At 76.1% G+C, this 13845-nt stretch carries 13 protein-coding genes; 9 read left to right on the top strand and 4 right to left on the bottom strand.

The annotated features are described in order from the left end of the window. On the top strand, positions 1 to 579 hold a 579-nt coding region (locus ACFO3M_RS21655), incomplete at its 5' end, for a DUF6542 domain-containing protein (RefSeq protein WP_387993944.1). Between the two features lie 62 nt (positions 580 to 641). Here the strand turns inward: ACFO3M_RS21655 and ACFO3M_RS21650 are convergent. Next, on the bottom strand, positions 642 to 1613 hold the full coding sequence (locus ACFO3M_RS21650) for a 4-hydroxy-3-methylbut-2-enyl diphosphate reductase (protein WP_387993941.1): 972 nt from the start codon (positions 1611 to 1613) through the stop codon (positions 642 to 644). A gap of 134 nt (positions 1614 to 1747) precedes the next feature. Between ACFO3M_RS21650 and ACFO3M_RS21645 the strand changes: the two genes are divergently transcribed. The 3 genes from ACFO3M_RS21645 to ACFO3M_RS21635 all read left to right on the top strand — a co-directional run bounded on the left by ACFO3M_RS21645 (position 1748) and on the right by ACFO3M_RS21635 (position 4841). Continuing rightward, positions 1748 to 3259, top strand: a complete 1512-nt coding sequence (locus tag ACFO3M_RS21645; protein WP_387993939.1) for a hypothetical protein — start codon at positions 1748 to 1750, stop codon at positions 3257 to 3259. Positions 3260 to 3322: 63 nt separating this feature from the next. After that, complete coding sequence (gene xseA, locus ACFO3M_RS21640; RefSeq protein WP_387993936.1) at positions 3323 to 4546, top strand: exodeoxyribonuclease VII large subunit; 1224 nt, start codon at positions 3323 to 3325, stop codon at positions 4544 to 4546. A 76-nt stretch (positions 4547 to 4622) separates the two neighbouring features. After that, complete coding sequence (locus ACFO3M_RS21635) at positions 4623 to 4841, top strand: exodeoxyribonuclease VII small subunit (RefSeq protein ID WP_387993933.1); 219 nt, start codon at positions 4623 to 4625, stop codon at positions 4839 to 4841. Positions 4842 to 4844: 3 nt separating this feature from the next. On the opposite strand, the gene ACFO3M_RS21630 is transcribed toward ACFO3M_RS21635, so the two are convergent. Further along, complete coding sequence (locus tag ACFO3M_RS21630) at positions 4845 to 5456, bottom strand: DUF4245 domain-containing protein (RefSeq protein WP_387993930.1); 612 nt, start codon at positions 5454 to 5456, stop codon at positions 4845 to 4847. Between the two features lie 130 nt (positions 5457 to 5586). Here ACFO3M_RS21630 and glpX point away from each other — a divergent pair, with 130 nt between their 5' ends. Beyond that, entirely contained in the window at positions 5587 to 6648 is a 1062-nt protein-coding gene (gene glpX / locus ACFO3M_RS21625; RefSeq protein WP_387993927.1) for a class II fructose-bisphosphatase, read from the top strand. Positions 6649 to 6772: 124 nt separating this feature from the next. Here the strand turns inward: glpX and ACFO3M_RS21620 are convergent, their stop codons facing one another. Further along, positions 6773 to 7903, bottom strand: coding sequence for a chromosomal replication initiator protein DnaA (locus ACFO3M_RS21620; RefSeq protein ID WP_387993924.1), 1131 nt, complete (start codon positions 7901 to 7903; stop codon positions 6773 to 6775). Between the two features lie 91 nt (positions 7904 to 7994). Continuing rightward, positions 7995 to 8555, bottom strand: a complete 561-nt coding sequence (locus ACFO3M_RS21615; RefSeq protein WP_387993922.1) for a hypothetical protein — start codon at positions 8553 to 8555, stop codon at positions 7995 to 7997. Positions 8556 to 8709: 154 nt separating this feature from the next. On the opposite strand from ACFO3M_RS21615, the gene ACFO3M_RS21610 reads away from it, so the two are divergent. From ACFO3M_RS21610 to ACFO3M_RS21595, 4 genes are all read left to right on the top strand, one after another. Further along, the gene (locus ACFO3M_RS21610; protein ID WP_387993919.1) at positions 8710 to 10104 is read left to right on the top strand and encodes a class II fumarate hydratase; all 1395 of its coding nucleotides are present in this window, start codon (positions 8710 to 8712) and stop codon (positions 10102 to 10104) included. Positions 10105 to 10195: 91 nt separating this feature from the next. After that, positions 10196 to 11497, top strand: coding sequence for a citrate synthase (locus ACFO3M_RS21605; RefSeq protein ID WP_387993916.1), 1302 nt, complete (start codon positions 10196 to 10198; stop codon positions 11495 to 11497). A gap of 11 nt (positions 11498 to 11508) precedes the next feature. Further along, positions 11509 to 11706, top strand: a complete 198-nt coding sequence (locus ACFO3M_RS21600) for a hypothetical protein (protein ID WP_387993914.1) — start codon at positions 11509 to 11511, stop codon at positions 11704 to 11706. 203 nt (positions 11707 to 11909) lie between these two features. After that, on the top strand, positions 11910 to 13829 hold the full coding sequence (locus ACFO3M_RS21595) for an NlpC/P60 family protein (RefSeq protein WP_387993912.1): 1920 nt from the start codon (positions 11910 to 11912) through the stop codon (positions 13827 to 13829). The last annotated feature ends 16 nt before the right edge of the window (positions 13830 to 13845 follow it).

The following is a 13845-nucleotide window of genomic DNA, read 5'->3' as shown; positions in this document are numbered from 1 at the left end:
ACTTCCGGCGACCGTGGCGCCGGCCGCGGCGCCGTCCCGGCGCGCCCGCCCGTCGAGGCCCGGCCCGTGGCCCGCCCTCCGGCCGCGCGTCCGGCGCAGCAGCGCACCCCCCACCCGGGCGTCCACCCGCTCGCCGAGCGTCCCGAGCCCGCGACGCCGCCCCGCGCCCACGGCACCCGTGCCGCCGCGCGCGCGGCCGGGCGGGCCGCCGCGGAGCCGACCCAGGGGAGCCGGATGCGCGGCCTGCTCGTCGTCCTCGGCGTCTTCGTCATCACCCTCGCCGGGGGCGCCGTCGACTCGTTCCTCGGCACGGGCCTGGGCACGCTGACCCTCGTCACGCTGGTCGCGGCCGCCGCCGTCGGCACGCTGCTGGTGCGCCGCCGCGACCTGCTCTCGGTCGTCGTCGCGCCGCCGCTGGTGTTCGTGGCGGTCGCGCTGGTCAACATCGGCCTGGCGCCGTCGGCGACGTTCAGCCTGCCGACGCTCGCGACGGTGCTCATCCGCGGCTTCCCCACGATGGCCGTCGCCACCGCCGTGGCCCTGGTCCTGGCGATCGTCCGCTGGGCCGCCCGGCGCTAGACGCCTCCCGGACGCAGCGAGCCCCCTCCCGGCCGGGAGGGGGCTCGCTGCGTCCCGGGGTCCTAGCGGACGGGCCGGGCGGTCTCGCCGCGCCTGGGCCGCAGCTCGTGCGGCAGCGCGAACACCAGCCGCTCCTCGGCCGCCTTCACCGTCTCGACGTCGGGGTAGCCGCTCCCGGCCAGGAGGTCGAGCACCTCGCTGACCAGCACCTCGGGCACCGACGCGCCGCTGGTGACGCCGACGGTGCCGACGCCCTCCAGCCACGCGGGGTCGATCTCGGCGGCGTAGTCGACCAGGTGCGCGGCGCGGGCGCCGGCCTCCAGGGCCACCTCCACCAGCCGCACCGAGTTCGACGAGTTGGTCGAGCCGACGACGATCACCAGGTCGCACTCGCCGGCCATCTGCTTGACCGCCTGCTGCCGGTTCTGCGTGGCGTAGCAGATGTCGTCGCTCGGCGGGGACTGCAGGCCGGGGAACCGGGTCCTGAGCTGGTCGACGGTCGCGAGCGTCTCGTCGACCGACAGCGTGGTCTGCGACAGCCACACGACCCGCTCGGGGTCGCGGACCTCCACGTTCGCGACGTCGTCGGGGCCGTCGACGAGCTGGATGTGCTCGGGGGCCTCGCCGGAGGTGCCCTCGACCTCCTCGTGCCCGCGGTGGCCGATGAGGAGGATGTCGTAGTCCTCCTTGGCGAACCGCTTCGCCTCCTGGTGCACCTTGCTCACCAGCGGGCAGGTGGCGTCGATGGTGCGCAGCGAGCGCGCCCTCGCCTCCTCGTGCACGGCCGGCGAGACGCCGTGGGCGCTGAAGACGACGACCGCGCCCTCGGGCACCTCGTCGGTCTCGTCGACGAACACCGCGCCGCGCCGCTCGAGGGTCGCCACCACGTGCTTGTTGTGGACGATCTGCTTGCGGACGTACACCGGGGCGCCGTGGATCTCCAGGGCCCGCTCGACGGCCACCACCGCCCGGTCGACACCGGCGCAGTAGCCCCGGGGATCGGCCAGCAGGACCCGTCCGCGCTGATCAGCCATGACCCCATCGTAGGTGGCGCCGCGCTCCCGGCCCGGCCGTCGCGAGGGAGCGTGACGAGCCGCACGCCGCCCGACCGGGTGGGCCGGGGACCGGCCGCTGTGCCGTTCGCCGCGCGCTGCGGCAGGCTGGGCGCATGTCCCGTGAGATCCCGGAGCCGATCCGCGCCACCGTCGGTCTGGCCGCCACCGTCCTCGACGACGTCCGCAGCCTCCCGCAGACGCTGCCGGGCCTGCCGGTGCGCATCGTCGGCATCGCGCTGCAGGCGGCGATGAAGCTGCAGCAGCAGTGGTCGGGGCTGGTCGCCCGCGGTGACGAGGTGCTCACCGGGCTGCGCGGCGACCGCGAGCCCGGCCTGGCCACCTTCGACGAGGACGAGGAGGCCGCCGCCGGCGGCGCTCCCCTCGTCGCCCAGCCGATCGACGTGCTGCGCGACTCCGCGTTCGACCGCGCCCCCGACGTCGACACCGTCGGTGACGCCACCGAGGTCGACGTCATGGAGGTCGACGTCATGGAGGTCGACGTCGACACCGACGCCGCCGGCCTGGTCGACGACGAGCTCGCCGGGCTGCCCCCGGAGCCGTCCCCCGCCGCGGTCGTCGCCGCCGTCGAGGACGTCAACGACGAGGTGCTGGGCGCCGAGGAGGCCGCGTCCGCGCTCGACGCCGCCGACTCCGCGCTGACCGCCGAGGACGCCCTGGAGAGCGCGCTGCTCGAGGCCGAGGGCACCGGGACCCCCGCCGGCACCGCGGCCGCCCCGGAGGACACCCCGGCCGCGAGCGACCCGGGCGGCTCCCCGGTCGGCGAGCTGGCCGGCGCCCCCGACGTGGGCACCGACGACACGGTCGTGCCCGACGCCGCGGACTCCGGCGTGCCCGACACCGGCATCGGCCTCGCCGACGACGCCGCCGGCTCCCCCGACGCCGGTGTGCTGGGTGAGGACGCGGAGTCCGACGCGGCCGCGGCCGAGGAGGCCGCGACCGAGGTCGACGTCATCACGCCCGACGGGCAGGTCACCACGGTCGAGGGCACCGTCACCGACGAGGGCGTCGTCGCCCCCGAGGACGGCGGCGAGCAGGCCGCCGCCACGGACGAGGGTGCCGCCACCCAGGGGACGGCGGTCGGCGAGGCGAGCGACGTCGTCACCGGGGAGCACGCCCGCGTCGACGAGGAGCTCGGCGCCGAGCCCGCCCCCGGCGAGGACAGCGGTGCCGCCACCGACACGACCGGGCCCGAGCCGGTCGCCGAGGCCACCGACGAGGGCGGCACGACCGTCGCCGCGGCCACCGGGGTGCGCACCGACGTCGGTGGGGCCGACACCGCCGAGGAGGACGCGGCGATCGCCGAGGGCGCGGCCGTCGGCGCCGTCGGCGGGGACTCCGCCGCCCCCACCGACGACGCGCAGGGCGGCAGCGAGCTGTCCGGTTCGCAGGCCGCCGGGGCCGCCCCCGTCGAGGGCTACGACTCCTTCACCGTCGCCCAGCTGCGCGGCCGGCTCCGCGGCTACCAGCTGGCCACGGTGTCGGACCTGCTCGCCTACGAGGAGGCCACCCGCGCCCGGGCGCCGTTCCTCACGATGCTGCGCAACCGGCTGGAGAAGCTCGAGCAGCAGGCCGTCGAGACCAGCCCCCTGCAGCCCCGCGGCTAGCGGAGGGGGACCCACCCGGGGTGCCGGGCGGGGCCGTCGGCCCCGCCTGGCACCCTCGGGGCCGTGAGTGCGCCCTCGTCCCCCGAGTCGCCCTGGCCGGTGCGGACGGTGGCCCGCAAGGTCGCCGAGTGGATCGGCCGGCTCGGCGAGGTCTGGGTCGAGGGGCAGGTCGCCCAGCTCAACCGGCGCAGCGGCGCCGCGACCGTGTTCCTCACCCTGCGCGACCCCGCCGCCGACCTCTCGGTGCCGGTCACCTGCGCCCGCGACGTCGCCGACCGGCCCGGCCTGGAGCTCACCGAGGGCGCCCGTGTCATCGTCCGCGCGCGGCCGGACTACTACGTCGCCCGCGGCTCCTTCTCCCTGCGCGCCACCGAGATCCGCGCCGTCGGCCTCGGTGAGCTGCTCGCCCGCATCGAGCGGATCCGCCGGCTGCTGACCGCCGAGGGCCTGTTCGACCCCGCCCGCAAGCGCCCGCTGCCCTTCGCCCCCGCCGTGGTCGGGCTGGTCACCGGCAAGGACTCCGCCGCCGAGCGGGACGTGCTGGTCACCGCCCGCCGCCGCTGGCCCGCGGTGCGCTTCGCCGTCCACCACAGCCTGGTGCAGGGCGTGAACGCCGCCGCCTCGGTGATCGACGGGCTGCAGCGGCTGGACCGCGACCCCGAGGTCGAGGTGATCGTCATCGCCCGCGGCGGCGGCTCGGTCGAGGACCTGCTGCCCTTCTCGGACGAGGGCCTGGTCCGCGCGATCGCCGCCTGCCGCACGCCGGTGGTCACCGCCGTCGGGCACGAGACCGACACCACGCTGGTCGACCACGTCGCCGACGTCCGCGCGGCCACCCCCACCGACGCCGCACACCGCGTCGTCCCCGAGATCGGCGAGCAGCGGCGGCTGGTCGACGGGCTGCGCGCCCGCGCCCGGCACCTGCTCACCGTGCGCCTCGAGCAGTCCGAGCGGTGGCTGGAGAGCGTCCGCAGCCGGCCGGTGCTCGCCGACCCCCAGCGGCTGCTGCACGGCCGGGCCGACGACGTGGCGGCGCTGCGCGACCGGGCCCGCCGCACGCTCACCCACCGCGTCGAGTCCGCCGAGCGCGACCTCGACCACGCCCGCGCGCGGGTGGCCGCGCTGTCCCCGCAGGCGACGCTGCAGCGCGGCTACGCGCTGGTGCAGCGGGCCGACGGCGCCCTGGTCCGCGACCCGGCCGAGGTGGCCGACGGTGAGCGGCTGTCGGTGCGGGTCGCGGGCGGGCGGCTGGCCGTCCGGGTGGACGGGCAGGATGGGGAGCCGTGAGCGGACGGGAACGCGGGCATCGCAGCGAGGAACGAGCGAGGAGCGGAGCGTTCCGCGGGAGCGAACCGGGGACATGGTGAGCGAGCCGACGACCGAGCAGCCGACGCAGACCTACGAGCAGGCCCGCGAGGAGCTGGCCGAGGTGGTCCGCCGGCTCGAGGCCGGGGGGCTCACCCTCGAGGAGTCCCTCGGCCTCTGGGAGCGCGGCGAGCAGCTCGCGCAGCTGTGCCAGCACTGGCTCGACCGCGCCCGCGAGCGGCTGGCCGCCGCGGCGCCCGGCGAGCAGGAGGGCTGAGCCTCAGCTGGGGACGCTGACCGGCGCGACGGCGGTGGCGACGGTCTGCAGCTCGTCGTCGTCGGCCGAGCCGGTGACCACGGTGGTCACGTCCCCGGTCTCCAGCGACAGCACGGTCTCCCCGCGGCCGTTGGTCTGCCGGGTCCAGGTGCGCCCGGCCAGGTCGACGCTGCCGTCGTCCTGCGCGCCGTCGAGGACGGCGCGCAGCCGGTCGGCGTCGGGGTCGTCGGTGGTGAGGAAGCCCGCGTACTCGTCCGAGGGCGTCACGTAGCCGATCTCCAGGGTCACCGGCTCCCCCTCGCCGGCGTCCGCGGCGTCGGTGCGCGCGCTGGTCGGCCGGTAGCCGTCGGGCAGCCCGGCGGGCACCTCCACGGTGTAGGACGCCCGCTCGGCGGCGAGCCGGACGCTGCTGGTCGGGTCGATCGGGCGGACGGGGTCGATGCCGCTCTGGCGGAAGGCGACCCAGCCGGCGACGAGCAGGACGATGACCACCAGCGGCAGCAGCGACCGGAGCATGTTGGCCGCGCTCATCCGGTTCGCGCGCTCCGCCGCGGTCGGCGCCGGCGGCGGCTGCTCCTCGGGGGCCTGCTGGCCCGACGGGCCGGAACTGGTCATGCCCCTAGGATCGCAGCACCGATCCACGACCCCGCCGCCCCGCTCCCGGACTGCCCTGCGCGCCCGACCGGCCCCGGGGACGGGTCGCGGGCGGCGGGCACCGGCAACGGTGCCGGACTCAGGAGGTCCCGTGACCCTGCCCGTACCCGACGGCCCCGTGCCACCCACGCCCCGCCGGAGCACCTTCCGCACCGACCGCCCGGCGCCCGACCGCAACCTCGCCCTCGAGCTGGTGCGCGTCACCGAGGCCGCCGCGATGGCGGCGGGCCGCTGGGTCGGCCGCGGCGACAAGAACGGCGGCGACGGCGCCGCCGTCGACGCCATGCGGGCGCTGATCGGCACGGTGAGCATGCGCGGCGTCGTCGTGATCGGCGAGGGCGAGAAGGACCAGGCGCCGATGCTCTACAACGGCGAGCAGGTCGGCGACGGCTACGGCCCCGAGTGCGACGTCGCCGTCGACCCCATCGACGGCACCACCCTGATGGCCAAGGGCATGCCGAACGCCATCGCCGTCATGGCGGTGGCCGACCGCGGCGCGATGTACGACCCGTCGGCGGTCTTCTACATGGAGAAGATCGCCACCGGCCCAGCCGCCGCCGACGTCGTCGACATCACCGCGCCGGTCGCCGAGAACATCCGGAGGGTCGCCAAGGCCAAGCACGGCCGGGTGGAGGACGTCACCGTCTGCATCCTCGACCGGCCGCGGCACGACCAGCTCGTGCACGAGGTCCGCGAGGCCGGCGCGCGGATCCGGTTCATCACCGACGGCGACGTCGCCGGCGCGATCGCCGCGGCCCGGGAGGGCACCGGGGTCGACCTGCTCATGGGCATCGGCGGCACGCCGGAGGGGATCATCGCCGCCTGCGCGCTCAAGTGCATGGGCGGTGCGCTGCAGGGCCGGCTGTGGCCCAAGGACGACGAGGAGCGGCAGAAGGCGGTCGACGCCGGCCACGACCTCGACCGCGTGCTCACCATCGACGACCTGGTGCGCGGCGACGTGTTCTTCGTCGCCACCGGCATCACCGACGGCGAGCTGCTGCGCGGCGTCCAGTACCGCGCCGGCGGCTGCACCACGCAGTCGCTGGTCATGCGCTCGCGCTCGGGCACCATCCGCTCGATCGACAGCCTGCACTCGCTGGAGAAGCTGCGCGCCTACTCCGCCGTGCCCTTCGACCGCTCCGACGACGAGTGAAGGACCCGCCTGCCCCCCACCGCTCGCACGCTCGCGGCGGGGCTCCGCAGGCGGGCCGTTCCAGCACCGCACCACGGCCCCGGGGCGCTCGCCCCGGGGCCGTGGTGCGTCTGCGGGACCGGCGTCAGCCGAGCCGGCCCTCGCAGTTGGCGACCTCGTAGCTCACCCGGCCGGCGCAGGTGCCGGCGTACTGCTCCCACGGCGAGTCCGACGGGGAGGAGCCCCACAGGTCGTCGCAGGCCGCCCAGTCGCCGGCGAAGCAGCTGTCGGCCAGCGGCTGGAACTCGCCGTCCGGGTCCTCCCCGAGGCCCTGCGGCGGGACCGGGTCGCTCTGCGGCTCCGGCACGCCCTCACCGAGCCGCGACACACAGCCGTTGGCCTCGTAGCTCACCCGGCCGGCGCAGGTGCCCCCGTACTGCTCGTACGCCGAGTCGATCGGCGTCGAGACCCACAGCTCGTCGCAGGCGGAGAAGTCACCGGCGAAGCAGGCCTCGGCCAGCGGCTGGAACTCGCCGTCCGGGTCCGAGCCGAGCCCCTGCGGGGGCACCGGCGCCGAGGTCGACCCCGCACCACCGCCCCCGCCGGACGACGACGAGGACGACGAGGAGCTGCTCGACGAGGACGACGACGAGGACGGGCCCGAGGACGACGAGCTGGACGCGGACGAGGAGGTGCTGGTCCGCGTCGGGTCGGCGACGGTCGAGCCGTCGTCGTCGCGGAGGAGGAAGAACAGCCCGACGGCCGCGGCGGCGACCAGCAGCACCCCGGCGACCACCGAGGCGATGACGACGTTCTTCCTGTTGCCCTTCTGCTGCGGCTGGCCGTGGCCCGGCTGGCCGTAGGGCTGCTGGCCGTAGGGCTGCTGGCCGTAGCCGGGCTGCCCGTACTGGCCGTAGGGCTGGCCGTACTGCTGGTTCGGGTCGTAGGCCTGCTGCCCGTACTGCTGCGTCGGGTCGTAGCCGGGCTGCCCGTACGGCTGCTGGCCGTAGGGCTGCTGGCCGTAGGGCTGCTGGCCGTACTGCTGCGTCGGGTCCTGGCCCGGCTGGCCGTGGGGCTGCTGACCGGGCTGGGGGAAGGGCGAGGTCTGGTCGCGCTCGCCCGGCTGGCCGTACCGGCCCGGCTGGAACTGGGAGGTGGGGGGCGCCGGCTGGCCGAATTGCCTCGTCGGGTCGTCGGACTGCCCCCACCCCTGCCGGCCGGGCTGCTCGCCCTGGGGGTCGTTGCCGCCCGGCGGCGGATACGGCGGCTGGGACATGGTGCGGACTCCTCGGTTCAGGTAGATGCGCTGGTCAGGCTAGGTGGGCCGGGTGGTGGCGACCAGCACCGGCAGGTCACGGACGGGCCGGTCAGTCGAGGTCGGTGCACAGCGGCACCGACCACGCCTTCACGCGGCCGCCGCAGGTGAGCGCGTACTCCTCGTACTCCGACAGCGGCGGCGACTCGGCGAACAGGTCGTCGCAGGCCTGCAGGTCGCCGTCGAAGCAGCCCTGGGCGTGGGCGTCGAGGAGGGGGTCGGACCCGAGGACGCCGGGCGGCACCGGCTCGGACTGCTCGACCTCGCCCGGCCCGCCCCCGGTCCCGTAGTCGTAGTACTCGGAGGGGACGCCGCCGTAGAGGGTCTCCCCGACCGCCTCGCCCATCGCCTCGCCGGCCGCGCGGCCGGCGTCGTCCGCGGCGCCGCGGAGCACCAGCGCGCCGACGACGGCGGCGAGCACCAGCCCGAGGGCGAGGCCGCCCGCGAGCAGGGCGGCGGGGAGGACGCGGGAGGCCGGCGCGGGGGCGGTCACCGGCGTGGGCGCCGGCGGGACGGCGGGCGCCCGGCCGGCGGTGGGGTCCCAGGTGCCCCACGGCGTCCAGCCGCCCACGGGGACGGTGCCGGGCGCGTCCGGGGTGTACGGGTGGGTCACGGGGTCTCCTCGGGCCGTCGGCGTCGCCGCACCGTAGGACCCGGAGCCGCGCCGTCCCGGGTCCCACTCCGAGGCTGCGGGCAGTGGGGAGGACGGGGCCCTTCTAGGGTCACGCGTGCAGCACCGATCCCACCGACACCACACGGGAGCCAGCGTGGCCACCGAGCAGGACTACCGCGTCGAGCACGACTCCATGGGGGAGGTCCGTGTCCCCGCGTGGGCCAAGTGGCGTGCCCAGACCCAGCGCGCCGTCGAGAACTTCCCCATCTCGGGCACCCCCATCGAGCGCGAGCTCATCGCCGCCCTGGCCGCCATCAAGGGCGCCGCGGCCCGCGTCAACGCCGACCTCGGCGTCCTCGACGGCGAGGTCGCGCGGGCGATCGCCGCGGCCGCCGCCGAGGTGGCGTCCGGGAGGTGGGACGAGCACTTCCCCATCGACGTCTTCCAGACCGGCTCGGGGACGTCGAGCAACATGAACACCAACGAGGTCGTCGCGACCCTCGCCACCGAGGCCGCCGGCACGCCGGTGCACCCGAACGACCACGTCAACGCCTCGCAGTCGTCCAACGACGTCTTCCCCTCGGCCATCCACGTGGCCGCCACCCGGGCGATCGTGCGCGACCTCGTCCCGGCCCTGCGCCACCTCGAGTCCTCCCTCACCCGCAAGGAGACGGAGTTCGCCGAGGTCGTGAAGAGCGGCCGCACCCACCTCATGGACGCCACCCCGGTCACCCTCGGCCAGGAGTTCGGCGGCTACGCCGCGGCGATCCGCTACGGCGTCGAGCGGCTGGAGGCCTCGCTGCCGCGCATCGGTGAGCTGCCGCTGGGCGGCACCGCCGTCGGCACCGGGATCAACACCCCGCCCGGCTTCGCGGCCGCGATCATCGACACCCTCGCCGCGGAGCTGGACCTGCCGCTGTCCGAGGCGCGCAACCACTTCGAGGCGCAGAGCTCCCGGGACTCGCTGGTCGAGGCCTCCGGCCAGCTGAAGACGATCGCCGTCGGCCTGGTGAAGATCGCCAACGACCTGCGGTGGATGGGCTCGGGCCCCCGCACCGGGCTCGGCGAGATCCAGCTGCCCGACCTGCAGCCGGGCAGCTCGATCATGCCGGGCAAGGTGAACCCGGTGATCCCCGAGGCGGTCATCCAGGTCGCCGCCCAGGTCATCGGCAACGACGCCGCGGTCACCTACGCCGGCACCACCGGCGTCTTCGAGCTCAACGTGACGCTGCCGCTCATGGCCCGCAACGTGCTCGAGTCGATCCGCCTGCTGGCCAACGTCAGCCGGATCCTGGCCGACCGCTGCGTCGACGGGATCGTCGCCAACGTCGAGCAGTGCCGGACCTACGCGGAGTCCTCGCCGTCGATCGTGACGCCGCTCAACAAGTACATCGGCTACGAGGAGGCCGCGAAGGTCGCCAAGCAGTCGCTGGCCGAGCAGAAGACGATCCGCCAGGTGGTGCTCGAGCGCGGCTACGTCGAGCAGGGCAAGCTCACCGAGGCCCAGCTCGACGAGGCCCTCGACGTGCTCTCGATGACCCACCCCTGACCGTGCGGGGTGGGCCGGGAGCCCGGCCCACCCCCGTGCGGGGACGGTCCCTGTCGTCCTCGGGGCCCGACGCCAGTAGCGTCGGGCCACCATGACCGAGACAGCCAGCACCCCCGAGGTATCCCTGCGACACGCGGGGGGTGACCTCCCGCTGCGCACGGTCCCGGCGTCGGAGGGACCCTCCGGGCTCGACGTCTCCAAGCTGTTGGCGACCACCGGGCAGGTGGCGCTCGACGTCGGCTTCGTCAACACCGCCTCGTGCACGTCGGAGATCACCTACATCGACGGTGACGCCGGCGTCCTGCGCTACCGCGGCTACCCCATCGACCAGCTCGCCGGGAAGGCCAGCTTCCTCGAGGTCACCTACCTGCTGATCTACGGCGAGCTGCCCACGGCCGACCAGCTGGCCGCCTTCGACGAGAAGCTGCGCCGGCACACCCTGCTGCACGAGGACCTCAAGCAGTTCTTCCAGGGCTTCCCGCGCGACGCCCACCCGATGCCGGTGCTGTCCTCGGCGGTCAGCGCCCTGTCGACCTTCTACCAGGACTCGCTGGACCCCTTCGACCCGCACCAGGTGGAGATCTCCACCGTCCGGCTGCTGGCCAAGCTGCCCACGATCGCGGCCTACGCGTACAAGAAGTCGGTCGGTCAGCCGTTCCTCTACCCGGACAACTCGCTGGGCCTGGTCGAGAACTTCCTGCGGATGACCTTCGGCTTCCCGGCCGAGCCCTACGAGGTCGACCCCGAGCTCGCCGCCGCCCTCGACATGCTCTTCGTGCTGCACGCCGACCACGAGCAGAACTGCTCGACGTCGACGGTGCGGCTGGTGGGCTCCTCGCACGCCAACCTCTTCGCCTCGGTGTCGGCCGGCATCAACGCGCTGTTCGGCCCGCTGCACGGCGGGGCCAACCAGTCGGTGCTGGAGATGCTCGAGTCCATCCAGGGCGAGGGCGGGGACATCCCGGCGTTCGTCGAGCGGGTGAAGAAGAAGGAGCCCGGCGTCAAGCTCATGGGCTTCGGGCACCGGGTGTACAAGAACTACGACCCGCGCGCGGCGATCGTGAAGCAGACCGCCGACACCGTGCTCGACAAGCTCGGCGGGGACAACCAGCTGCTCGACCTCGCCCGCCAGCTCGAGGAGATCGCGCTGTCCGACGACTACTTCGTCGAGCGCAGGCTCTACCCGAACGTCGACTTCTACACCGGGCTGATCTACCGGGCGATGGGCTTCCCGACCCGCATGTTCACCGTGCTGTTCGCGCTGGGCCGGCTGCCCGGGTGGATCGCGCAGTGGCGGGAGATGATCGCCGACCCGACGACGAAGATCGGCCGCCCGCGGCAGGTCTACACCGGTGAGACCGAGCGGGCGTTCGTCCCGCTGGCCGAGCGCTGACGACGTCGTCGATGGGCAGCGAGCCGCCCGGCGAGGACCTGCTGGTCCTCCCCCCGATCCCGCTGGCCACCGGGCGGCTGCTGCGCGACGACGACGACCGGCCGGTGCCGATCACCGCCGTCGAGCTGGTCGTGGTCACCGAGGACGGCGCCGAGCACCGCATCCCGCTGGTGGCGCGGCACGGCGCCTGGTGGCCGCCCGACCGCTGACCTCGCGGCGGAGGTGCGCCGGGCTTCTCCGCGGAGGTGCCCGGCGCGCCGGCCCGGTCCCCCGGCCGGGCGCATCCCCTCCCCCGTCGGGGTGAGGCCTCCCCTCCCGTCCCTCCTCCGGGTCCCCCGGGCGGTCGATCTGACGGCGAGCGCTCCACGCCGGAGCGCGGCCAGCCGATCGAGACCGCCCGGGGGACCCCGCCGTGCCCGCACCACGCACGCCCGCTCCCGCGCGCACGACCGCCCCCTCCCGCACGGCCTCCCCCCGCACCGCTCCCCGCCGCGAGCTCACCGCCCGCGAGGCCGAGGCGCTGCGCGCCCTCCTCGCCGCCCGCGCCGCCACCGGCGCTCCGGTCCCCCCGCGCCGCACCGGCACCACGGCGCAGAAGACGGAGAAGCGCCGGAAGCAGCCGGCCCGCCGCCGGCCCGCCGCCCGGACGCCGCGCGGGCGCGGCCCCTGGCGCACCCGGCTGCGGGTCGTCGGCCTGGCCACGCTGCTCGTGCCCGTCCTCACCGTGCTGCTCGCCCCGGCCACCTCCGCGCCCGGCTCGGCCACGGTGGCCCCCGGCGCCGCGGGCCTGGCCCTGGCCGCCCGCAGCACCCTGCTGCAGGACGCCGACGCCTACCGCCGGCTGCAGGGCGAGGTCGCCACGCGGCGGGCCGAGCTGCAGGCCGCGGTCGAGGCCGAGCAGGCAGCGCGGGCCGCCGTCGCCGCCGAGCAGGTCACCGTCGGCTCCGCCGCGGCCGACCTCTACCGCGCCTCCGCGCAGACCCGCATGCCGGTCCTCGGCCTGTCCGCCGCGGCACCCGCGACCACCGGCGACGTCCTCTACCGCCAGGCGCTGGCCGACCGCGCCGCCCAGGAGCGGGAGACCGCCGTCGTCCGCGCCGAGCGCGCCGCGGCCGCGGCGGCGGCCGCCGCCGCACGGGTGGCCGCCGCGCTCGCCGCCGCCGCCGCCGCCGCGGCGCACGCCCGCACCGTGCTGGCCGGCGTCCGCGCGACCGTGGACGACCTCGGCCTCGACGTCTCCGCGCAGCTGGCCGCGCTGGACACCGTCCCGGCCGCCGGCACGCAGCAGGAGCGCAACACCGCCGCGCTGCAGCGCTGGCAGGGCCACCTCGCCGGGCTCGCGTCGGCGGGCGTCGAGCCGCCGTCCGCGGCCGAGCTGGCCGACCCGGCGACGCTGCCCGACGGCTTCTCCCCCGCGCTGGACGCCGCCGGGCAGGCCGTGCCCGGCGTGGCGTGGGCCGTCGTCGGCAACCGGCCGGTGACCGTGCTGCCGGCCGAGACCGTCGCCGCGGTGAGCAGCGCGCTGTCCCGGCTGGGCCGCCCGTACGCCGCCGGCGCCACGGGCCCGGACGCCTTCGACTGCGGCGGGCTCACCGCCTCGGCGTGGCTGCTGGCCGGCTACGACCTGCCGGCCGGCGCCGCGGAGCAGTGGGCCGCGGCGACCGTCGTGCCCGCCTCGCAGCTGCAGGTCGGCGACCTGGTCGTCTCCGACGGCGGCGCCGACGTGGCCCTTTACCTCGGCGACGGCGAGGTGCTCGGCGCCTCGGCGGCCACCTACCAGGTCGGCGTCCGCTCGATGCCCGCCGACGCCCGCGCCGTGCGGGTCACCCTGCCGGCGCCCGCGACGCCGAACGCGCCGCTGCCGGCGTCGGCGTCCGGCCGCGGGGCCTGCGGCGCTCCCCCGGCGCCGGTCGGCCCGGTGAGCCCCGCGTGGGGTGGCTGGTCCAACGGCCGGATCCCCGCCGAGGCGCTGTGCCCGATCGCCCGCGGCCACGCGCTGCGCTGCGACGCCGCGGCCGGCTACGCCGCGCTGGCCCGGGCCTACGAGGCGGCCTTCGGCAGCCCGCTGTGCGTCACCGACTCCTACCGGTCGATGGCCGCGCAGGTGGACGCGTTCCGCCGCAAGCCCGCGCTGGCCGCCGTGCCGGGGACGTCGAACCACGGCTGGGCGCTGGCGGTGGACCTGTGCGGCGGGGTGAACGTCGCCGGCACGCCGCAGTGGACGTGGATGACCGAGCACGCCGGGCGGTTCGGCTTCGTCAACCCCGACTGGGCCCGGCCCGGCGGCGAGAAGCCCGAGCCCTGGCACTGGGAGTTCGGGCACCTGGCCTGACGAAGGACCCCTCTGC

It is taken from the genome of Geodermatophilus arenarius, assembly GCF_042654585.1.
Taxonomy (GTDB): domain Bacteria; phylum Actinomycetota; class Actinomycetes; order Mycobacteriales; family Geodermatophilaceae; genus Geodermatophilus; species Geodermatophilus arenarius.
The sequence above is the reverse complement of the archived record's forward strand: the minus strand, read 5'-3'. Positions and strand labels throughout refer to the sequence as shown.